Consider the following 19,212-nt stretch of genomic DNA (forward strand, 5'->3'; position numbering starts at 1 on the left):
CCGCGCCGCCCGGCGGGCCGCATCCCCCCGTGACCGCTCGCGTTTCCGGGCGCCCTTTGCGATTGTGCGCGGGACAATAGGTGGTGCGGACGAAGGGTGTCAACGGGATGGGGGGCCGCTCCCGACGGACGGCGGATCACCCGCCCCGTCCGATCGGGTGGGCCGTCGGGGTCACGCCGAAGCTGCGGCGGAACAGGGCGATGAAGCCGCTGACGCTGCTGTAGCCGAGGTCGAGCGCGATGGTGGTGACGGCGTGCCCCTCCGCCAGCAGTTCCAGCGCCCGCAGCATCCGGGCGCGCTGGCGCCAGTCGGTGAAGCTGAGGCCGGTCTCCAGCGGGAAGCGGCGGCTGAGCGTGCGCGGCGTGCTGTGCGCCAGGGCCGCCCACGCCGCGATGCCGCGGTCGTCGCCGGGATGCTCCAGGATCGCCCGCGCCACCCGTTGCAGGCGCGGGTCGCGCGGCATCGGCAGGTCGAGCCCCTCCGCCGGAAGCCGGCCGATCTCATCGACGATCAGGTCGGCGATGCGCTGGCGCGCCTCGTCCCAGCCTTCGTCCCCCCATTCGGCGGCGCGCAGGACCGCCTCGCGCAGCAGCCCCGGCACCCGCACCGTGCGCGGCCGGTCCGGCAGGCCGCGGCAGGCCCGCGGCGCCACATAGACGCTCCAGCCGGCGCCGGGGCCGAAGCTCTGCCCGCCGTGGAGCTGGTCGGGCGGCAGCCAGATGGCGTGGCCGGCCGGCACCACCCAGGCGCCGAGCTCCGTCAGGATGGTGACCGCGCCGCGGCTGCACCCGACCAACTGGCCGCGCGGGTGCCGGTGGGCGGGAGCCGAGAATTCCGCCTTCAGCGCCACCGTGAAGACGGCCACCGTCGGCCCGTCGATGGCGTGGCCGATCGCGGTGGAGGGCTGGAGCTCCGGCATGGCGTCATCATGGTATCGAATGGCGCCGATAGCTTAGCAGCGCCAACGCCGCGGCGGTAGAGTACGACCCTTACGCCGCAGGAGGCCGCCCATGCCCGACACTCCCCCGTCCCTTACCGGAGCCGATCTCGACCGACTCTACGCACCGCCCGCCGAGGCGATCCAGCGCGCGGTGCTGCCGCACCTCATCCCCTTCCACGAGGACTACATCGCCGCGGCGACCTTCTTCTGTCTGGCGAGCGGGCGGGAACAGGGGCTGGACGCCTCGCCGCGCGGCGGCCCGCCCCGGCTTCGTCAAGGTGATCGACCCGAGCCATGTCGCCTTCGCCGATTGGCCGGGGAACAACCGCATCGAGACGCTGCGCAACCTGGTCGAGGACGACCGTCTCGCCATGCTGTTCCTCTTTCCCGGGCTGGAGATCTTCCTGCGGATCAACGGCCGCGGCCGTGTCTCGACCGCGCCGGACCTGCTGGACGCGCTGAAGGAAGGCCCGAAGACGCCGAAGGCCGCGGTGGTGGTGACGGTGGAGCAGGTGCTGTTCCACTGCGGCAAGGCGGTCAACCGGGCGCGGCTGTGGGAGGAGGGGTCGCGCATCGACCACACCCGCGTTCCGTCGATCGGACGGATGAAGGCGGTCCTGATGGGCGGCTCGCCGGACGAGGCGGACGCGGTCGATGCGCACTACCGCGAGGCCGTGCGCAACGATCTCTACTGATCGGCCAGCACCTGCTGCAAATGGGACAGGAAGGCCCGCAGGGCGGGGTTGGCGCGGCGGCTTTCCGGCCAGACGGCGGTGACGTTGTGCCGCTCGACCGCGAACGCCTCCAGCACCGGCACCAGCTCGCCGCGAGCGACATAGGGTGCGGCCACGAAATCCGCGCTGATGCCGATGCCACCGCCGGCGACCAGCGCCGCCATCAGCGGCTCGCTGGCGTCCATGACGATGGCGGACGGGGGCAGGATCTCGATCTCGCGGTCGCCGACGCGGAAGGGCCAGCGCAGCAGCTGGCCGCTGCTCTGGTAGCGCAGGTTCACCGTGTCGTGCGCCGCCAGTTCGTCCGGGTGCGACGGCGTCCCGCGCGCCGCCAGGTAGGCCGGAGCCGCGTAGCAGCCGAAGCGATGCGGTGCCAGCCGGCGCGACAGCAGCCGCGAATCCGCCGGATCGCCGATCCGCACCGCGAGGTCGATCCCCTCCTCCACGATGTCGACGAAGCGGTCGTTCAGCCGCAGGTCGATCATCACCCGCGGGTGGAACGCCCGGAAGGCCGGCAGGGCCGGCGCGATCAGGTGGATGCCGATGGGGAGCGAGGCGGCGATCCGCAGCGTGCCCGACGGCTCCGCGCGCGCGGTCGCCGCCATCTGCTCGATGGCCTCCGCCTCGCGCAACAGCCGCAGCGCCCGCTCGTGCAGCTCGCGCCCCTCCGGCGTCAGCGTCAGCGAGCGGGTGTTGCGGGTGACCAGCGTCACGCCGAGCGTGCGCTCCAGCCGCTGGACGCTCTTGCTCACCGCCGAGGGCGAAAGCGACAGCGAGCGGGCGGCGGCGGTGAAGCTGCCCGTCGAGGCGACGCGGGCGAAGGCGATCAGCCCGGTCAGCCGTTCCAGGGTGATTTGTTCCGTCATGGAACGAGTAAAGCGACGTTCGACCCGATTATCAACGACAGCGCCGTTCGCCATGTCTCCCCTGACCGCGATGTCCGACGGAGGGACCCATGAGCGACACGATGAAAGCGATCCGCCTGCACCGGTTCGGCGGCCCCGAGGTTCTGCGCTGGGAGGACGCGCCGCGGCCCGTTCCGGCCGCCGGCGAGGTCCTGGTCAAGGTGCACGCCGCCGGTGTCAACCCGCCGGACTGGTATCTGCGCGACGGCTACCGGTCGCTGCCGCCGGAGTGGCGACCGGACCCCGCCTTCCCGCTCATCCTCGGGTCGGACCTGTCCGGTGTCGTCGCCGGGGTCGGCGACGGCGTGACGGATGTCCGGGTCGGCGACGAGGTTTTCGCCATGGTGCGCTTTCCCGAGCACGCCACCCGGGGCGGCGGGGCCTATGCCGAGTATGTCGGCGTGCCGGTGAACCAGCTGGCGCGGAAACCGGCGGGCATCGACCATGTCCACGCGGCCGGCGCGCCGATGTCGCTTCTGACCGCCTGGCAGTTCCTGATCGATCCCGGCCATGACGCGCCGAACCCGTTCCAGCCGAACCGGCACGCGCCGGTGCCGCTCGACGGCCGGACGGTCCTCGTCAACGGCGCCGGCGGGGGCGTCGGGCATCTGGCGGTGCAGGTGGCGCGGTGGAGGGGGGCGCGGGTGATCGCCGTGGCGTCCGGCCGGCACGAGGGGCTGATGCGCGATCTCGGCGTCGACCGCTTCATCGACCACACCCGGACGGCGGCGGCGGAGGTCGTGCGCGACGCGGATCTGGTGCTCGACACGGTGGGCGGTCCGGACACCGGCCGTTTCCTGCGCAGTCTGAAACCCGGTGGCGCGCTGTTCCCGGTCTTCCCGCTGGGCTTCACCGGCCATGACGAGGCCAAGGCGATGGGCATCACGGTGTCCACGACGCAGGTCCGGTCCAACGGCGCGCAGCTCGCCGAGGCCGCCCGCCTGCTCGACGACGGCACGCTGCGCGTCGTCATCGACAGCACATTCCCGCTCGCCGGGGCCGCGAGCGCGCATGAGCGGGCCGCGCGCGGCAACATCCAGGGGAAGATCGTCCTGACGGGGGCATGACGGGGCGCGGCGGCCGTTGCCGACCGCGCCCCGCACCGCCCGCTCAGCCCGCCAGCGCGTCGGCGCCGGCCTTGGCGATGATGCCGTCCTGGGAGGACTGCACGCCGGAGATGCCGATGGCGCCGACCACCTCGCCCTCGTAGACCAGCGGCAGGCCGCCTTCGATGGGGGTGGCGCCGGGCATGGACAGCATCACCTGCCGCCCGCCGGCCACCATGTCCTCGAACGTCTTGCTGGGGCGCTTGAAGCTCACCGCGGTGCGGCCCTTCTCCTGCGCCACGACGATGGACCCGATCTGGGTCCCGTCCATGCGCTGGAGGTAGAGCAGGTTGGCGCCGTCGTCGAGGATGGCGATCACCACGTTCCAGCCGTTCTTCACCGCTTCGGCTTCCGCCGCGGCCGCGACCCGCTTCGCATCTGCGAGGGTCAGGGCAGGCTTGTTCCGCATTCTCCGTACTCCCTTTCTTGCTTCGGACCATCCGGTCCGCGGGCAAACTAGTACAGGGTGAGACGGATAGGCTCATTTTTCCGCCCCCGGACACGCCGTCGCACTGGACGGGCGTGGATCAGGCGCTACAAATACCGCCTACGGAACGGACGCTGCACACGCGAAGCCCACAGGGCGGCATGTGCGAAGCACATTGGGAGGACGGAATGAGTGAGTGGACCCAGGTCGGCAACCTGCAGGTCGCGGCTGAACTGCGCGCCTTCATCGAGACCGAGGCGCTGCCGGGCACCGGTGTCGATGCGGCGGCCCTGTGGTCGGCGCTCGATTCGATCCTGCACGACCTGACCCCGCGCAACCGCGCGCTGCTGGCCCGCCGCGACGAGCTGCAGGCGAAGATCGACGGCTGGTACCAGGAGCATCGCGGCAAGCCCGCCGATTTCGAAGGCTACAAGGCCTTCCTGACGGAGATCGGCTATCTGCTGCCGGAGGGCGCGCCCTTCACGGCGGAGACCGCCAACGTCGATCCGGAATTCTCCACGGTGGCCGGGCCGCAGCTCGTGGTTCCCGTGATGAACGCGCGCTACGCGCTGAACGCGGCCAACGCCCGCTGGGGCAGCCTGTACGACGCGCTCTACGGCACCGACGCCATCCCGCCGTCCGACACGGCCGTGAAGGGCTACGACCCCGCCCGCGGCGCCCAGGTCATCGCCTACGCCCGCAAGTTCCTGGACGACGCCGCCCCGCTGGCCGACGGCTCGCACGCCGACGCCACCGGCTACGCGGTTGACAACGGCGCGCTGGTGGTGACGCTGGATGGTGGGAAGACCACCGGCCTGAAGGACCCCGCCCGCTTCGCCGGCTACCAGGGCGACGCGGCGTCGCCGTCGGTGGTGCTGCTGGTCAACAACGGCCTGCACGCCGAGATCCGCATCGACCGCGGCCACTTCATCGGCAAGGACGACAAGGCCGGCGTCGCCGACGTGGTGATCGAATCGGCGCTGACCACCATCATGGACTGCGAGGATTCGGTCGCCGCCGTGGACGCGGAGGACAAGGTCGTCGTCTACCGCAACTGGCTGGGCCTGATGAAGGGGACGCTGACGGCGTCCTTCGACAAGGGCGGCAAGACGGTGGAGCGCACGCTCAACCCCGACCGCACCTACACGGCACCGGATGGCGGCAGCCTGACGCTGCACGGCCGCAGCCTGATGCTGGTCCGCAACGTCGGCCACCTGATGACCAACGACGCGGTCAAGCTGAAGGACGGCAGCGAGGCGCCGGAAGGCATCCTGGACGCCGTCTTCACCGTGCTGATCGCCATCCACGACCTGAAGGCGACCGGGGCCATCCGCAACAGCCGCGCCGGCTCCGTCTACATCGTGAAGCCGAAGATGCACGGGCCGGACGAGGTGGCCTTCGCCGACGAGCTGTTCGGCCGGGTGGAGGAGGCGCTGGGCCTCGACCGTTACACCGTGAAGCTCGGCATCATGGACGAGGAGCGCCGCACCACGGTGAACCTGATGGAGTGCATCCGCGCGGCCAAGAACCGCGTGGCCTTCATCAACACCGGCTTCCTCGACCGCACCGGCGACGAGATCCACACGGCCATGGAGGCCGGGCCGATGATCCGCAAGGGCGACATGAAGGCCGCCGCCTGGATCAAGGCCTACGAGGACTGGAACGTCGACACCGGCCTGCTCTGCGGGCTGAAGGGCCGGGCGCAGATCGGCAAGGGCATGTGGGCCATGCCCGATCGCATGGCGGAGATGCTGGCGGTGAAGATCGGCCACCCGATGGCTGGCGCCAACACCGCCTGGGTCCCGTCGCCCACCGCCGCCACGCTGCACGCGCTGCACTACCACAAGGTCGACGTCGCCGCCCGCCAGGAGGAGCTGAAGTCCCGCACCCGCGCCAGCCTGGACAGCATCCTCACCATCCCGCTGGCCGACCGCCCGAACTGGTCGCCGGAGGAAATCCAGCAGGAGCTGGACAACAACGCCCAGGGCATCCTCGGCTACGTGGTGCGCTGGATCGACCAGGGTGTCGGCTGCTCCAAGGTGCCGGACATCAACAACGTCGGCCTGATGGAGGACCGCGCCACGCTGCGCATCTCCAGCCAGCACATCGCCAACTGGCTGCGCCACGGGGTGTGCACGGCCGAGCAGGTGACGGAGACCATGAAGCGCATGGCCGCCGTGGTGGACCGCCAGAACGCCGGCGACCCGCTCTACCGCCCGATGGCCCCCGACTTCGACTCGAGCATCGCCTTCCAGGCCGCCTGCGACCTCGTCTTCAAGGGCCGCGAGCAGCCGAACGGGTATACGGAGCCGGTCCTGCACCGGCGCCGGATCGAGCTGAAGAAGGCGGCGGGGTAAGGGGATAGGCGAGGGGGCGGGTCGCCGGGCCCGCCCCTCCCGTCACCGCAAAGGCTTCAGCGGCGCCGTCGTCCGGCGGTGCGGCACCTCGAACATCTGGCCCGGCTTCGCCTGGGCCGCCGTCGCAACGATGGCTGGCCACCAGCCGATCAGCAGGGCGGCGTGCCCCCATAACCCTTCCTGGTTCCAACCCTTGGCCAGGAAGAACCCGATCAGGCGGGACTCGCGAAGCGCCGCCAACTCATGGGGGCGCCGACGGATGCGCCGGTCCTCGCTGACGAAGGCCCAGCCGCCCTCGGCGGCGAGGTCACCGAGCCATGTGACGTCCGTCGTCCCGTGGGGAAAGCGGTCGCGAAGGTGCTGCACCGCATAGGGCTCGCCCGCCGCGAGTTCGGAGAGTGCCCGCACCAGCCGGGGTGCGATGTGCTCGTCGAACAGGAACCTCATGCGGCGAGCTTCAGTTCGAAGGCGACGGCCCGGCGGACCGCGTCGGACGGTAGCTCGAACCATGTGGCCACCCGCTCCAGGGATCCCTCGGCCGCATAGGCGTCGGCCAGCGTCGCGGTCGGCACGCCGGACGCGTCGTCGATGGGGCGTCCGAAGGAACGGACCGGGTCCAGGATGATCGCCCGCTCGCCCTCCGCCGGCCGCCAGCCCGCGGCGACGCCTTGCCGGTCGAAGTCGATGCCGTCGCGGAAGCTCTGCTCCAGCACGTCGTACATGGCGAAGTTGTTGCGGACCAGATCCAGCAAACGACGGTCGTCCGTGTCGCGCTGGGTCTCCAGGAAGATGCCCTTGCCGTCGGTGTGGAACCGCGCCAGCGCGAAGGGGTGTTCATGGCCGAGGGCGTCGCGCGCCCGCTCCGCGGCGGTGCGGATGGTCCGCCAGCCAACGCCGGAGCCGATCAGCCAGTTGACGAAGCGCACCTCGATCAGGTCGAGGAAACCGAGCGCAGATTTTCCGGCGATCACCGGAAGCTGCCGGTGGATCACCGGGGCCCGCCGGTCCCCGCCCCGATAGCCGTTGATCCAGCCACGGATCCTGGCCGCGGGCACGCGGGTGAGGCGGGCCGCTTCCGGCACCGTGTACAGCCCCACCCCAACCAGCGATCCCGTCGACCCGTCCATCGGCCCTCCGACCGTCCTGCCCACTCCCCCACAAGATGACAAGCTGCGGGCGCCCCGGCAACCGGCATGCGTGCGGCGTACCGTCCGGTCGGCGGCGGACGCTCCATCCTACCCCCCGGCCCGCCGCATGGTCTGGGACGGCGGTTCGCCATAAACCGCGGCGTAGGTGGAGGAGAAGCGGCCGAGGTGCCAGAAGCCCCATTTCATGGCAATCTCGGACACGGTGGCGCCCCGGCCGCCGGCGGCGAGGTCGCGGTGGGCGCCGTCCAGGCGCATGTGGCGCAGCCACACCGCCGGGCCGACGCCGACCGTCGCCATCACGGCGCGGCGCAGCGCCTCCGGCGACACGCCGAGGCGGGCGGCGAGCCCGGCCGGGGTGTGATCCTCCGCCTCCTCGGCCAGCACCAGCGCGCGGGCGCGCTGGAACAGGCGGTATTCGTCGCGGGTCGCCGGATCGGGCGACCGGCCGCGCTGGGCGATCATGCCGAACAGGGCGGCCAGCCGGTCGACCACGAGCTGCCCCAGGATCGGCGCGTGGTCGGGCATCGCCATCATCAGGCCGGTTTCCTGCCCCAGGATCAGAGACAGGAACCAGGCCGTCGCCAGCTCCGCCTGTTGAAAGCCGGGTGAGAACAGCAGCGGCGGCGAGCGCGGCGGCGGCTCCCCCTCCGGCAGCGCCCGCGTGTCCACCGTGGCGATCAGCAGATCGGTGGCCTCGTCGGTGGCGACGTGGATCTCCTCGCCGCCACGCAGCATCATCACACCGCCGGTCGGCACCCGGCAGGCGTTGGTGACGCAGGACGGCGCCGGCCCCAGCGACTGGACATAGACGAGCGTGCCGGCGGGTGCCGCCACCCGCTCCTCCACCGCCACGTTGATGCGCTCGCGCGCGATGGTCACGCCCGGAAGGCCCAGCGTTTCGATGCAGCCCTGATAGCCACCCGGCTTGAGCTGGGTGTAATGCTGCGACCAGCGGTCCAGCCCGCGCTCCTGCTCGCACGCGTCGACGTACACCTGACGACTGAACGTCATGGCCCCCTCGCCCCCTGCACCCCGCAGGCGAATTGAAGAAGTTGCCTCAATGTCAGTCAAGCCAATTCTTTGCCTGCGTTCTGTGCAAACTTACCCGGCAAACTGGATAGCCCTGGCCGCGGTTGCCCGCTTAGGCTTCACATCAGTTCAATTACGGAGGGTTGCCCGTGGTCCAGCTCGACAAACTCGCGCTGTGCGCGGTGCTCGCCGTCGTCGCGGCACCGGCGATGGCGCAGCAGGCCGATTTCAAACCGGAGACTCTGACGGTCAAGGAGACCATCGACCCCGGCCCCAACGTGCTGGTCTACCAGCAGGAGTGGAAGGGCGCCGGATCCATCGCCGTGTTCGGCAAGGACGATCTGGCGTTCAAGGGCCTGATGGCGTCGGGCAGCATGGGGCAGATGCTGGTGTCGCCGGACGGCAAGACCGCCTATTCCCAGTCCACCTTCATGAAGCGCATCACCTACGGCGACATCGAGCATGTCGTGCAGGTCTACGACGTGGCCAAGCTGACCCCGGTGAAGGAGGTGAGCCTGCCGGCAAAGGCGGCCATGACGCTGGGCTACCAGCCGATGTTCCAGGCCAGCGCCGACGGCAAGTTCCTCTATGTGCAGAACGGCACGCCGGCGGCCTCGGTGACGGTGGTCGATGTGGCGAAGGGCAGCGTGACCGCCGAGATCCCGACGCCCGGCTGCTGGGGCATCTATCCCTCGGCCGCCGGCGCCTACAAATTCTCCACCATCTGCGGCACCGGCATCTTCCAGACCTACGCGGTGACCGCCGACGGTGCCCCGGCCGGCAAGACGGACAGCGCCAGGATCTTCGACGTCAACAGCGACCCGATCTTCATTTCGGGCGTGCGGGTGGGCGGCGACCTGCTGTTCGCGTCCTTCAACGGCACGCTCTACCGCCTGTCCGACGCCGAGGCGGCGGTGAAGACGGTCGAGACCATCAAGATCACCGACGGGGTCGACGGCAAATGGGCGCCCGGCGGCTACGCGATGATGGGTTACGCCGAGAAGGCCGGCGTGCTGTTCGTCGCCATGCACCCCGACGCCGGCAACGGCAGCCACAAGAACCCGGCCGAGGAGATCTGGGCCTACGACCTGAAGGCCAAGAAGATCCTGTCGCGCTCGGCGGTCGAGCATGTGGCCTCCTTCGCCATCAGCGCGGATGAGGCGCCGGTGCTCTTCGGGCTGACCGAGGACCCGAAGATGATCCGCTACACCAGCGACCCCAAGGCCGGCTTCGCGCTGACCAAGACGGGGGAGGCGAAGGTGACCGGCTTCCCCTTCGTGGCGCAGGTGACGCCGTGACCGGTGGCGCCTGGACCGAAATGGCGGCCGGCTCCGCGGTGGCCTTCACCGCGCTGCTGTTCGCCCAGGCGGCCCTGCACAAGCTGACCGACTTCACCGCCTTCACCGGCTATGTCGCGGATTACCGGGTGGTGCCGGAGAGCTGGTCGCGTCCCGCCGCCGGGGTGGCGCTGGGGCTGGAGCTGCTGACCGTGGCGGCGCTGGTGGTGCCGGGCGGGCAGGCGGCGGGATCGCTGCTCGCCATCGCCCTGCTGCTCGGCTACGCGGCGGCGATCGGCATCAACGTGGCCCGCGGCCGCGACCGCATCGAATGCGGGTGCGGCGGGGCGGTGCAGCCGCTGGGGCCGGCGCTGGTGGTCCGCAACCTGGGGCTGGCGGGGATCGCGGCCTTCGGCCTCGGCACCGTGCCCGGAAGCCTGCTGGCGCCCGAGGCGCTGACCGCGCTGCTGGTCGGCGTCACGCTGTGGATCGGCTACGCGCTGGTCGATCAGCTCCTCGCCAACGCCGCCCATCTGCGCCGCCGCGCCTGACGGAAAAGGAAGCCTGTGCAATGGACACCGTGGATATCCTCCTCTTCGCCCTGGCGGTGCTGTGGCTGGTGGTGATCGCCCTGATCGTCGCCCTGTTCGCGCTGGCCCGTCAGGTGGGCGTGCTGTTCGAGCGCATCTCGCCGATGGGCGCCTTGATCAACGACAGCGGCCCCAAGGTCGGCGACACCACCCCGGTCTTCACACTGGCCAGCCTGACCGGCGGCGAGGTGGCGATCGGCCCGCGCCCCGACCGCTCCATGCTGGTCTTCTTCGTGTCGCCGACCTGCCCGGTCTGCAAGAAGCTGCTGCCCGTGCTGCGCTCGGTCCGGCAGGCGGAGGCGGGCTGGCTCGACGTGGTTCTCGCCAGCGACGGCGAGCGCGACAAGCACGAGCGCTTCGTCCAGACCGCCGACCTGTCGGCCTTCCCCTATGTGCTGTCCACCGAGCTGGGGCTTGCCTACCGGGTGTCGCGCCTGCCTTTCGCCGTGCTGATCGACAGCGCCGGCGTGGTGCGCGCCAAAGGGCTGATCAACAACCGCGAGCAGCTCGAAAGCCTGTTCAACGCGCACGAGATGGGTGTCGGTTCGATCCAGAGCTTCCTGGACGGCCCCGCGCCCGCTCAACACTGACACCCGCAAAGGAGGACCGACGTGATCTCTCTTCTCGATGCGCTCATGGAACGGCTCGACCGGTTCGCCGAGCGGAGCGCCCGGACGATGGCCAAGACCAACGGCCGGCGCAGCTTCCTCGCCAAGACCGGGGCGCTGGTGGTGGGCGGCGGGCTGCTGCCGCTGCTGCCCTTCGACCGCACCTTCGGGCAGGCCCACGCCGCCACCCCGGTCACCGACGGCGACGCCGTGTCGTGCGAGTACTGGCGCTACTGCGCGCTGGACGGCAACCTGTGCAGCGCCTGCGGCGGCTCACTGACCCAGTGCCCGCCGGGGTCGGAGGCGTCCAAGGTGTCGTGGGTCGGCACCTGCCGCAACCCCAACGACAACAAGGACTACCTCGTCTCCTACAACGACTGCTGCGGCAAGCCGATCTGCGACAACAGCCCCTTCTGCCTGAAATCCGTCGGCGAGCGGCCGGGCTACCGGATGGGCCTGCACAACGACATCAATTGGTGCATGGCGAACGCCTCCAAGGGCTATCATTGCACGGTGGCCCTGCTGGTCGGTCTGGCCGAATGAGGGCGGCGGCCGGGGTGTTCGCGCTGGCGGCGCTGACCGCGTCGCCGGCCCTGGCGGCGGATGGGGGCGCCGAGGACGGCAAGGCGGTGTTCGAGCAGGTCTGCGCCGCCTGCCACCAGGCCGGGGGCGTCGGCGCGCCGGGCCTGGCCCCGCCGCTGGTCGATCCGGCCCTGTGGGGCCGGCTCGGCGACACGGCCCCCCGCTATGTGGCGGGGGTGCTGCTGGGCGGGCTGTCCGGCACCATCGAGGCCGGCGGGGAGAAATACATGGGGCTGGTGATGCCGCCGCAGGACGGGCTGGACGACGCCGCGCTGGCGGCGGTCGGCAGCTATGTCCTGAAGGATCTCGCCGGCACCGCCCACACGCTGACGCCGGCTTTGCTGGTCGAGGTCCGGGGTGCCGTGCCCTCGCACGGCGCCCTGCGCACCCTGCGCAAGGGAGGTGGGTGATGGCGCGCGGGATGATGGCGGTGGCGGTGCTGGCCGCCGGGCTGGCGACGGGCGCCGCGGCGGCGGGGGAACTCCAGCCGCGGACCAACTACATCCTGCGCTGCACCGGCTGCCACGGCATGGACGGGGCCGGCAGCCCGGTCGGCGGCATCCCCGACTTCCGCAACTATGTCGGGGCCTTCGCCGGCGACGACGAGGGGCGGACCTACATCCTGCATGTGCCGGGCGTGATCGGGGCCAGCCTGACCGACAACGAGATCGCCGGGGTGATCAACTTCATCATGGCGAACTGGGCCGGATCGTCGCTGCCCGCCGGCTACACCCCCTTCACCGCGGCGGAGGTGACCGAGCGGCGGGCGCGGGCGGTGGACGACGTGGTGGGCTTCCGCCGCACCATCGTCGCCCGCCTGGCGGCGGCCGGGGTGCAAACGGCCGGCTACCCCTGGCCGTGAGGGAGCGGGGCATCAGGCGGCTTGGTGTTGCGTGGACGAACGGGTAATCTCGGCCTCGGTCCACAATCCGGATGCCGAACCATGAGCGCGCCACGCACACTTCTCCTGAACCCCGCCGACACCGTCGCCGTCGTCGTCGATCCGGTGGATCCCGGCAGCGAGGTCCGCGGCGTCGTGGCGGCCGTGCGCATCCCGCGCGGGCACAAGATGGCGCTGCGGCCGATGGCGAAGGGCGAGCCGATCCGCAAGTTCGGCCAGATCATCGGCTTCGCGTCCGAGGACATCGCGCCGGGCCAGCATGTCCACACCCACAATTGCGCCTTCGCCGCCTTCGAGCGCGACTACGACTTCTGCGCCGACGCCGCGCACGAGGAGCCGCTGCCGCCGGAGCTGCGCGCCACCTTCGAGGGCTTCCGCCGGCCGAACGGCAAGGTGGGCACCCGCAACTACATCGGCATCATGACCAGCGTGAACTGCTCCGCCAGCGTCGCCCGCTTCATGGCGCGGGAGGTGGAGCGGTCGGGCATCCTCGACGAGTTTCCCCATGTGGACGGGGTGATCCCGCTGGTGCACGGCACCGGCTGCGCCATGGACACGGAGGGGCTGGGCTACGACGTGCTGAAGCGCACCCAGTGGGGCTACGCCAGCAACCCCAACATGGGGGGCGTGGTGATGGTGGGGCTGGGCTGCGAATCCTTCCAGATCAAGCGCTGGATGGACGCCTATGGCATGGCGGAGACGGACACCTTCCGCACCTTCACCATCCAGGAGCAGGGCGGCACGAGGAAGACCGTGGACGCCGGGGTGGACGCCATCCGCGCCATGCTGCCGCTGGTGGACCGGGCGCGGCGGGAGACGGCACCGGCCTCGGAGCTGATGCTGGCGCTCCAGTGTGGCGGCTCCGACGGCTATTCCGGCATCACCGCCAACCCGGCACTCGGCATGGCGGTGGACAGGCTGGTGAAGCACGGCGGCACCGCCATCCTGTCGGAAACGCCGGAGATCTATGGCGCCGAACATCTGCTGACCCGCCGCGCCGCGACGCGCGAGGTGGGGGAGAAGCTGGTCTCCATCATCAAGTGGTGGGAGGACTACACCGCCCGCAACCACGGCACCATGGACAACAACCCCTCGCCCGGCAACAAGGCCGGCGGGCTGACCACCATCCTGGAGAAGTCGCTGGGGGCGGCGGCCAAGGGCGGCACGACGACACTCCAGGGCGTCTACCACTACGCCGAGCCGGTGGACGGGCGCGGCTTCGTGTTCATGGACACGCCGGGCTACGACCCGGTGGCGGCGACCGGGCAGGTGGCCGGCGGCGCCAACATCCTGTGCTTCACCACCGGCCGCGGCTCCGCCTACGGCTGCAAGCCGACGCCGTCGATCAAGCTCGCCACCAACAGCGACGTCTACCGCCGCATGACCGACGACATGGACATCAACTGCGGCGATGTGCTGGACGGCGTGCCGCTGGAGGAGAAGGGGCGGGAGATCTTCGACACGATCCTCCGCGTCGCGTCCGGCGAGCGCAGCAAGTCCGAACAGCTCGGCTACGGCGACGCGGAGTTCGTGCCCTGGGTGATCGGCGCGACGATGTGAGGGGGGCAATAACCCTCTCCCCGGCGGGGAGAGGGCAGGGTGAGGGGGCTACCCTCACCCGGCGCTGCGCGCCGACCTTCTCCCCGGTGGGGAGAGGTTTCTTGAACCGCTACACCGACCGCGTGATGCCGCCGTCCACGCGGATGTTCTGGCCGGTGATGTAGCCGGCGCCGTCCGACGCCAGGAAGGCGATGGTGGCGGCGACCTCGGCGCTGCGGCCGTAGCGGCCCATGGGGATGCGCTGGCGGCGGTCCTCCTTCTCCGGCAGGCTGTCGATGAAGCCGGGCAGCACGTTGTTCATGCGCACGTTGTCGGCGGCGTACTTGTCGGCGAACAGCTTGGTGAAGGCGGCCAGCCCGGCCCGGAAGACGCCGGACGTGGGGAACAACGGGTCCGGCTCGAAGGCGGCGAAGGTGGAGATGTTGATGATCGCCCCGCCGCCCTGCGCCACCATCGCCGGCGTCACCAGCCGGGTCGGGCGGATGACGTTCATCAGATAGACGTCGAGGCCGGTGTGCCACTCCTCGTCGGTCAGCTCCAGCACCGGCGCGCGCGGGCCATGGCCGGCGCTGTTGACCAGCACGTCGATGCGGCCCCACCGCTCCAGCGCAAGGTCCACCAGCCGCTTGAGATCGTCGTTGGAGCGGTTGGAGCCGGTCACGCCGACGCCGCCCAGCTCCGCCGCCAGCGCCTCGCCCTTGCCCGAGGAGGACAGGATCGCCACCGCGAAGCCGTCCGCCGCCAGCCGCCGGGCGGCGTCCGCCCCCATGCCGCTGCCACCCGCGGTCACCACCGCCACCTTCCGATCCGACATTCCGGGTCTCCTCCCATTCCTGGCTTTGTGGGCCCTGGTCTTGCGGTTTTCACCTATCGGCCGCGCGGTGCCGCGACGTCAAGCCGCGCGATCAAAGCTTGACAACAGCGGTCAAGAGGATAGTAACTGCGACTTAGTCGCACTTGCAGCCCAGGGAGTTCCTCATGAGGAAGCGCGTTGTCGGTCTTGCCGCCACCGCCATGGTCGCCCTTCTTCTTCCGTTCGGTGTCGCCTCGGCCGCACCCGCAGCGAAGGAGGTGCTGAAGACCTACGCCGACATCGCCCAGGCCAGCTACGAGGACTCGCTGAGTTCGGCCAAGACGCTGCGCACGGCGATCGACGCGCTGCTCGCCAACCCCACGGCCGAGACGCTGGCCAAGGCCCGCGAGGCGTGGATCGTGGCGCGCGTGCCCTACATGCAGACCGAGGCCTTCCGCTTCGGCAACCCCATCGTCGACAAGTGGGAGGGCAAGGTCAACGCCTGGCCGCTCGACGAGGGGCTGATCGACTACACCGACCCGTCCTATGAGGCGGGCGACGAGAACCCCTACGGCAAGGCGAACGTGATCGCCAACCCGAAGGTGAAGGCCGCCGGCAAGACCATCGACGCGGCCAAGATCACCAAGAAGCTGCTGGCCGACAAGCTGCAGGAGGCCGGCGGGGTCGAGGCGAACGTCGCCACCGGCTACCACGCCATCGAGTTCCTGCTGTGGGGCCAGGACCTGAACGGCACCGGCCCCGGTGCCGGCAACCGCAAGGCGACCGACTTCTCCAAGACCGACTGCACCAACGGCAACTGCGACCGCCGCGCGCAGTTCCTGAAGGTCGCCACCGACCTGCTGGTCGAGGATCTGGAGGAGATGGCGAAGGCCTGGGGGCCCAAGGGCAAGGCACGGGCCGAGGTGCAGAAGGCCGGCGAGAAGGGCGGCATCGCCCGCATCCTCACCGGCATCGGCAGCCTGAGCTACGGCGAGCTGGCCGGCGAGCGCATGAAGCTCGGCCTCATCCTGCACGACCCGGAGGAGGAGCACGACTGCTTCTCCGACAACACGCACAACTCGCATTATTACGACCAGGTCGGCATGATGAACGTCTGGTCCGGGAAATACACCCGCACCGACGGCACCGTGGTGACCGGCCCGTCGCTGTCCGAATACGTCGCCGCCAAGGCGCCGGAGGCGGACGCCAAGGTGACCGCGGCGATGGGCCAGACGCTGAAGGCCTTCCAGGTCATGAAGGACACCGCCGACGGCGGCAAGATGGCCTACGACCAGATGATCGGCGCCGGCAACGCCGAGGGCAACGCCATCGTCTCCACCGCCGTGGACCGTCTGGTCGACCAGAAGAAGGCGCTGGAGACCGTGGTCGCGGCGCTGGGCGTGAAGATCGAGATCGAAGGTTCCGACAGCCTGGACGATCCGTCCAAGGTCGGGAAGTAAGCGGGGTCAAGGTGACACCGGGCCGGCGCCGCACCCGGGCCGGCGCCGGCCCGGTGTCACCCACCCGCCACCGCAGCAAGGGTCGCGAACGATCACGATGGCATCGCTCCCGAATCGCCGCAGCATCCTGGCCGGTGGTGCCGCGTCGCTGGCCGGCGGGGTGCTGGCGGCCGGCGCCGGCTGGGCCGTGGCCGCCCCCGCCTTCCCGCCGCCCGGTCCGCTCGCGACCGGCACCGTCGGGGTGACGCTGGTGGCGAAGCAGCGCGAGGCGCGCATCCTGCCGGAGCCGGCGGGCCCGTCGCCGGTCATCACCTATTCCGACGATTTCCCCGGCCCGGTCATCCGCATGAAGCGCGGGCAGCGGCTGCGCGCCACGCTGGTCAACGGGCTGGACGAGCACACCTCCATCCACTGGCACGGCATCCGCCTGCCCAACGCGCAGGACGGCGTGCCCTGGCTGACGCAGAAGCCGGTGCAGCCGGGGGAGAGCTTCACCTATGATTTCGTGCCGCCGGACAGCGGCTCCTTCTTCTTCCATTCCCATTGCGACACGGTGAAGCTGCTGGGCCGCGGGCTGGCCGGGCTGCTGATCGTGGAGGACACCAACGGCCCCGTCTTCGACGCCGACCTGCCGCTGATGGTCAAGGACTGGCAGTTGGAGGCGGACGGCCGCTTCGGCACGCTGACCAGCGACCGCGGCGCGGCGCGCGCCGGGACCTTCGGCAACGTCGCCACGGTGAACGGCCGCATCGACCCGGTGATCGAGGTGCCGGCCAACGGCGACGTGCGGCTGCGCCTGTACAATGTCGACAGCACCCGCGTCGTCGATCTGCGGCTGGACGGGGCGGAGGCCTTCATCCTGGCGGTGGACGGGCTTCCCCTGGCCCCGCGCCCGCTCGACGGCTGGGTGATGGGACCGGCCATGCGCATCGACGTGGTGTTCCGGGCCCCCGCCGAACCCGGCCGCGACATCCGGCTGGTCAACGCCTACGCCGCCGAGCCGCGGCCGCTGGCGACGCTGCGCACGGCCGGCGCGCCGCGCCCCAACGGCCGCTTCACGCCGCGGCCGCTGCCCGCCCACGACATACCGCAGCCGGATCTGAAGCGGGCCGAGACGCACCGCTTCGACTTCTCGTCCACCGCGGTGGCGCAGTCCTTCGCGCCGGCGGTGCTGGCCGGGCTGCCCTACGCCGACTCGCTCTGCCTGTCGGAAAAGACCTTCTGGGCCATCGACCAGAAGAGTTGGCCGCAGGACGGGCACGAGCGGCTGCCGCCGCCGCTGGTGACTCTGACCCGCGGCAAGAGCTATGTGTTCGAGCTGGTGAACCTGACACCGCACCTGCACCCCATCCACATCCACGGCTACGCCTTCCTGGTGCTGGGATCGGACAAGCGCGACCTGCCGCGCCACCACGCCGACACCGTGCTGCTGGAGCCGAAGGAGCGCATGCGCGTCGCCATCAAGGCCGACAACCCCGGCGACTGGATGTTCCACTGCCACATCATCGAGCATCAGGAGACGGGGATGATGGGCTATCTCCGCGTCGCATGACGGCCCGTCTGCTCCTTCTCCTGCTGCTGTTGCTGGCCCCCGCGGCGGCGCTGGCCGACCGCGGGCTGGATCTGGAGATCGGCAAGGCGCTGTTCGAGCGGCTGTGGGTGGAGGCGCCGGCCTCGACCCGCGCCGCCGACGGGCTGGGGCCGCTCTACAACGCACGCTCCTGCGCCGCCTGCCACCCCGCGGCCGGACGCGGGCGCCCGCCCGCCGGTGACGACCCGGAGGATCAGGGGATCGGTTTCGCCATCCGGCTCGGCAACGATCCCGTCTATGGCCGGCAGGTGCAGATCCACGGCGTCACCGGGCACACCGCGGAGGGGCGCGTCGCCGCGACGTGGCAGGACGAGAAGGTGGCCTTCCCCGACGGCCATGTGGTGGTGCTGCGCCGCCCGACCTTCACGGTGACCGGCCTGGGCTTCGGCCCGATCACCGCCGCCGTCTCGGCGCGGGTCGCCCCGCCGGTGCGCGGGATGGGGGCGCTGGAGGCGATCCCGGAGGCCGCCATCCTGGCGCTGGCCGACCCCGAGGATCGCGACGGCGACGGCGTCTCCGGCCGGGCGGCGCGGGTGCCGGCACCGGGCGGCGGCATGGCGCTCGGACGCTTCGGGCGCAAGGCCAGCCACGCCACGCTGGAAAGCCAGGACTCCGACGCCTTCTTCCTGGACATCGGCATGTCCACGCCGCTCCACCGCGATCCCTGGGGCGACTGCACCCCGACCCAGACCGCCTGCCGCGCGGCGCCGCACGGCGACCAGCCGCAGTTCGGCGGGCTGGAGATTCCGGGCGAGGTGCTGGCGCTGGTCGATGGCTATCTGCGCGCCCTGCCGCCGCCCGGCGACCGCAAGCCGGAGGGGGAGGGTGCGGCCCTCTTCACCGCCACCGGCTGCGCCGCCTGCCACACCCCGCGTTTCGACACGGGCCAGTTCGACACAGGCGGCGGCCCGGTGCACCCCTATTCCGACCTGCTGCTGCACGACATGGGCCCGGATCTGGCCGATGGGCTGGACGAGCCGGGCGGCACCGGGGCGGAATGGCGCACCGCGCCCTTGTGGGGCCTGAACCGGCTGGCCGCCGACGAGGGGCGCCTGGCCCTGCTGCACGACGGCCGCGCCCGCGGCGTGGAGGAGGCGATCCTCTGGCACGGCGGCGAGGCGGCCCGCGCCCGCGAGCGGTACCGCGGCCTGTCCCGCGCCGACCGCGACCGCCTGCTGCGCTTCCTGCGCTCGCTGTGATTGCT

20 protein-coding genes are annotated in these 19,212 nt (G+C 70.9%); 13 read left to right on the forward strand and 7 right to left on the reverse strand.

Features of this window, described 5'->3' with window-relative positions; translation table 11 throughout:
* Nucleotides 1-136: 136 nt before the first annotated feature.
* Complete coding sequence (locus HL658_RS08325) at nucleotides 137-919, reverse strand: AraC family transcriptional regulator (protein ID WP_180281484.1); 783 nt, start codon at nucleotides 917-919, stop codon at nucleotides 137-139.
* Between the two features lie 299 nt (nucleotides 920-1,218).
* Here HL658_RS08325 and HL658_RS36970 point away from each other — a divergent pair, with 299 nt between their 5' ends.
* A complete protein-coding gene (locus tag HL658_RS36970) occupies nucleotides 1,219-1,635 on the forward strand; it encodes a pyridoxamine 5'-phosphate oxidase family protein (protein ID WP_343055036.1) in 417 nt (138 codons plus the stop codon).
* Here the strand turns inward: HL658_RS36970 and HL658_RS08335 are convergent.
* Entirely contained in the window at nucleotides 1,629-2,540 is a 912-nt protein-coding gene (locus tag HL658_RS08335) for a LysR family transcriptional regulator (RefSeq protein WP_180281485.1), read from the reverse strand. The two genes, HL658_RS36970 and HL658_RS08335, sit on opposite strands and share 7 nt — an antisense overlap.
* An 89-nt stretch (nucleotides 2,541-2,629) precedes the next feature.
* On the opposite strand from HL658_RS08335, the gene HL658_RS08340 reads away from it, so the two are divergent.
* On the forward strand, nucleotides 2,630-3,646 hold the full coding sequence (locus HL658_RS08340; protein ID WP_180281486.1) for an NADP-dependent oxidoreductase: 1,017 nt from the start codon (nucleotides 2,630-2,632) through the stop codon (nucleotides 3,644-3,646).
* Nucleotides 3,647-3,689: 43 nt separating this feature from the next.
* Here HL658_RS08340 and HL658_RS08345 read toward each other — a convergent pair whose 3' ends face one another.
* Nucleotides 3,690-4,094 carry a GlcG/HbpS family heme-binding protein gene (locus HL658_RS08345; protein ID WP_180281487.1) on the reverse strand — a complete coding sequence of 135 codons (405 nt, stop codon included), beginning with the start codon at nucleotides 4,092-4,094 and terminating at the stop codon, nucleotides 3,690-3,692.
* A gap of 206 nt (nucleotides 4,095-4,300) precedes the next feature.
* Between HL658_RS08345 and HL658_RS08350 the strand changes: the two genes are divergently transcribed.
* Nucleotides 4,301-6,469, forward strand: coding sequence for a malate synthase G (locus tag HL658_RS08350; protein WP_180281488.1), 2,169 nt, complete (start codon nucleotides 4,301-4,303; stop codon nucleotides 6,467-6,469).
* A gap of 42 nt (nucleotides 6,470-6,511) precedes the next feature.
* Here HL658_RS08350 and HL658_RS08355 read toward each other — a convergent pair whose 3' ends face one another.
* The 3 genes from HL658_RS08355 to HL658_RS08365 all read right to left on the reverse strand — a co-directional run bounded on the left by HL658_RS08355 (nucleotide 6,512) and on the right by HL658_RS08365 (nucleotide 8,628).
* Nucleotides 6,512-6,916: a PIN-like domain-containing protein gene (locus HL658_RS08355; protein WP_180281489.1), complete on the reverse strand. Its 405-nt coding sequence runs from the start codon at nucleotides 6,914-6,916 to the stop codon at nucleotides 6,512-6,514.
* Nucleotides 6,913-7,596 carry a hypothetical protein gene (locus tag HL658_RS08360; protein WP_180281490.1) on the reverse strand — a complete coding sequence of 228 codons (684 nt, stop codon included), beginning with the start codon at nucleotides 7,594-7,596 and terminating at the stop codon, nucleotides 6,913-6,915. Before HL658_RS08360 ends, HL658_RS08355 begins: the two co-directional genes overlap by 4 nt.
* Before the next feature lie 108 nt (nucleotides 7,597-7,704).
* A complete protein-coding gene (locus HL658_RS08365) occupies nucleotides 7,705-8,628 on the reverse strand; it encodes a helix-turn-helix domain-containing protein (protein WP_180281491.1) in 924 nt (307 codons plus the stop codon).
* 167 nt (nucleotides 8,629-8,795) lie between these two features.
* Here HL658_RS08365 and HL658_RS08370 point away from each other — a divergent pair, with 167 nt between their 5' ends.
* From HL658_RS08370 to HL658_RS08400, 7 genes are all read left to right on the forward strand, one after another.
* A complete protein-coding gene (locus HL658_RS08370) occupies nucleotides 8,796-9,944 on the forward strand; it encodes an amine dehydrogenase large subunit (protein ID WP_180281492.1) in 1,149 nt (382 codons plus the stop codon).
* Nucleotides 9,941-10,474, forward strand: a complete 534-nt coding sequence (locus HL658_RS08375) for a MauE/DoxX family redox-associated membrane protein (protein WP_180281493.1) — start codon at nucleotides 9,941-9,943, stop codon at nucleotides 10,472-10,474. Before HL658_RS08370 ends, HL658_RS08375 begins: the two co-directional genes overlap by 4 nt.
* 20 nt (nucleotides 10,475-10,494) lie before the next feature.
* A complete protein-coding gene (gene mauD / locus HL658_RS08380) occupies nucleotides 10,495-11,103 on the forward strand; it encodes a methylamine dehydrogenase accessory protein MauD (protein ID WP_196242128.1) in 609 nt (202 codons plus the stop codon).
* A 21-nt stretch (nucleotides 11,104-11,124) separates the two neighbouring features.
* A complete protein-coding gene (locus tag HL658_RS08385; RefSeq protein ID WP_211109685.1) occupies nucleotides 11,125-11,664 on the forward strand; it encodes a methylamine dehydrogenase light chain in 540 nt (179 codons plus the stop codon).
* Nucleotides 11,661-12,113: a c-type cytochrome gene (locus HL658_RS08390; protein WP_180281494.1), complete on the forward strand. Its 453-nt coding sequence runs from the start codon at nucleotides 11,661-11,663 to the stop codon at nucleotides 12,111-12,113. The genes HL658_RS08385 and HL658_RS08390 overlap by 4 nt, the downstream gene beginning before the upstream one ends.
* Nucleotides 12,113-12,565, forward strand: a complete 453-nt coding sequence (locus HL658_RS08395; RefSeq protein WP_180281495.1) for a c-type cytochrome — start codon at nucleotides 12,113-12,115, stop codon at nucleotides 12,563-12,565. The genes HL658_RS08390 and HL658_RS08395 overlap by 1 nt, the downstream gene beginning before the upstream one ends.
* An 81-nt stretch (nucleotides 12,566-12,646) precedes the next feature.
* Nucleotides 12,647-14,164 (forward strand): UxaA family hydrolase, encoded by a 1,518-nt coding sequence (locus HL658_RS08400; protein ID WP_180281496.1) that lies wholly within the window; start codon nucleotides 12,647-12,649, stop codon nucleotides 14,162-14,164.
* A gap of 109 nt (nucleotides 14,165-14,273) precedes the next feature.
* On the opposite strand, the gene HL658_RS08405 is transcribed toward HL658_RS08400, so the two are convergent.
* A complete protein-coding gene (locus HL658_RS08405) occupies nucleotides 14,274-14,978 on the reverse strand; it encodes an SDR family oxidoreductase (protein WP_180281497.1) in 705 nt (234 codons plus the stop codon).
* Between the two features lie 164 nt (nucleotides 14,979-15,142).
* Between HL658_RS08405 and HL658_RS08410 the strand changes: the two genes are divergently transcribed.
* The 3 genes from HL658_RS08410 (at nucleotide 15,143) to HL658_RS08420 (ending at nucleotide 19,207) form a co-directional block, all read left to right on the forward strand.
* Entirely contained in the window at nucleotides 15,143-16,417 is a 1,275-nt protein-coding gene (locus HL658_RS08410) for an imelysin family protein (protein WP_180281498.1), read from the forward strand.
* Between the two features lie 97 nt (nucleotides 16,418-16,514).
* On the forward strand, nucleotides 16,515-17,969 hold the full coding sequence (locus tag HL658_RS08415; RefSeq protein WP_180281499.1) for a multicopper oxidase family protein: 1,455 nt from the start codon (nucleotides 16,515-16,517) through the stop codon (nucleotides 17,967-17,969).
* Nucleotides 17,966-19,207: a di-heme oxidoredictase family protein gene (locus HL658_RS08420; RefSeq protein ID WP_180281500.1), complete on the forward strand. Its 1,242-nt coding sequence runs from the start codon at nucleotides 17,966-17,968 to the stop codon at nucleotides 19,205-19,207. The genes HL658_RS08415 and HL658_RS08420 overlap by 4 nt, the downstream gene beginning before the upstream one ends.
* The last annotated feature ends 5 nt before the right edge of the window (nucleotides 19,208-19,212 follow it).

The sequence above is a fragment of the Azospirillum oleiclasticum genome (assembly GCF_013423485.1).
Lineage (GTDB): Bacteria > Pseudomonadota > Alphaproteobacteria > Azospirillales > Azospirillaceae > Azospirillum > Azospirillum oleiclasticum.

What these genes read in the sequence shown, in the direction of transcription:
- HL658_RS08335 (WP_180281485.1), bottom strand. Translation starts at nt 2,540, where the DNA reads ATGACGGAACAAATCACCCTGGAACGGCTGACCGGGCTGATCGCCTTC.
- HL658_RS08355 (WP_180281489.1), bottom strand. Translation starts at nt 6,916, where the DNA reads ATGAGGTTCCTGTTCGACGAGCACATCGCACCCCGGCTGGTGCGGGCA.
- HL658_RS08410 (WP_180281498.1), top strand. Translation starts at nt 15,143, where the DNA reads ATGAGGAAGCGCGTTGTCGGTCTTGCCGCCACCGCCATGGTCGCCCTT.
- HL658_RS08365 (WP_180281491.1), bottom strand. Translation starts at nt 8,628, where the DNA reads ATGACGTTCAGTCGTCAGGTGTACGTCGACGCGTGCGAGCAGGAGCGC.
- HL658_RS08360 (WP_180281490.1), bottom strand. Translation starts at nt 7,596, where the DNA reads ATGGACGGGTCGACGGGATCGCTGGTTGGGGTGGGGCTGTACACGGTG.
- HL658_RS08325 (WP_180281484.1), bottom strand. Translation starts at nt 919, where the DNA reads ATGCCGGAGCTCCAGCCCTCCACCGCGATCGGCCACGCCATCGACGGG.
- HL658_RS08340 (WP_180281486.1), top strand. Translation starts at nt 2,630, where the DNA reads ATGAGCGACACGATGAAAGCGATCCGCCTGCACCGGTTCGGCGGCCCC.
- HL658_RS08420 (WP_180281500.1), top strand. Translation starts at nt 17,966, where the DNA reads ATGACGGCCCGTCTGCTCCTTCTCCTGCTGCTGTTGCTGGCCCCCGCG.
- HL658_RS08415 (WP_180281499.1), top strand. Translation starts at nt 16,515, where the DNA reads ATGGCATCGCTCCCGAATCGCCGCAGCATCCTGGCCGGTGGTGCCGCG.
- mauD (WP_196242128.1), top strand. Translation starts at nt 10,495, where the DNA reads ATGGACACCGTGGATATCCTCCTCTTCGCCCTGGCGGTGCTGTGGCTG.
- HL658_RS08395 (WP_180281495.1), top strand. Translation starts at nt 12,113, where the DNA reads ATGGCGCGCGGGATGATGGCGGTGGCGGTGCTGGCCGCCGGGCTGGCG.
- HL658_RS08345 (WP_180281487.1), bottom strand. Translation starts at nt 4,094, where the DNA reads ATGCGGAACAAGCCTGCCCTGACCCTCGCAGATGCGAAGCGGGTCGCG.
- HL658_RS08390 (WP_180281494.1), top strand. Translation starts at nt 11,661, where the DNA reads ATGAGGGCGGCGGCCGGGGTGTTCGCGCTGGCGGCGCTGACCGCGTCG.
- HL658_RS08400 (WP_180281496.1), top strand. Translation starts at nt 12,647, where the DNA reads ATGAGCGCGCCACGCACACTTCTCCTGAACCCCGCCGACACCGTCGCC.
- HL658_RS08405 (WP_180281497.1), bottom strand. Translation starts at nt 14,978, where the DNA reads ATGTCGGATCGGAAGGTGGCGGTGGTGACCGCGGGTGGCAGCGGCATG.
- HL658_RS08350 (WP_180281488.1), top strand. Translation starts at nt 4,301, where the DNA reads ATGAGTGAGTGGACCCAGGTCGGCAACCTGCAGGTCGCGGCTGAACTG.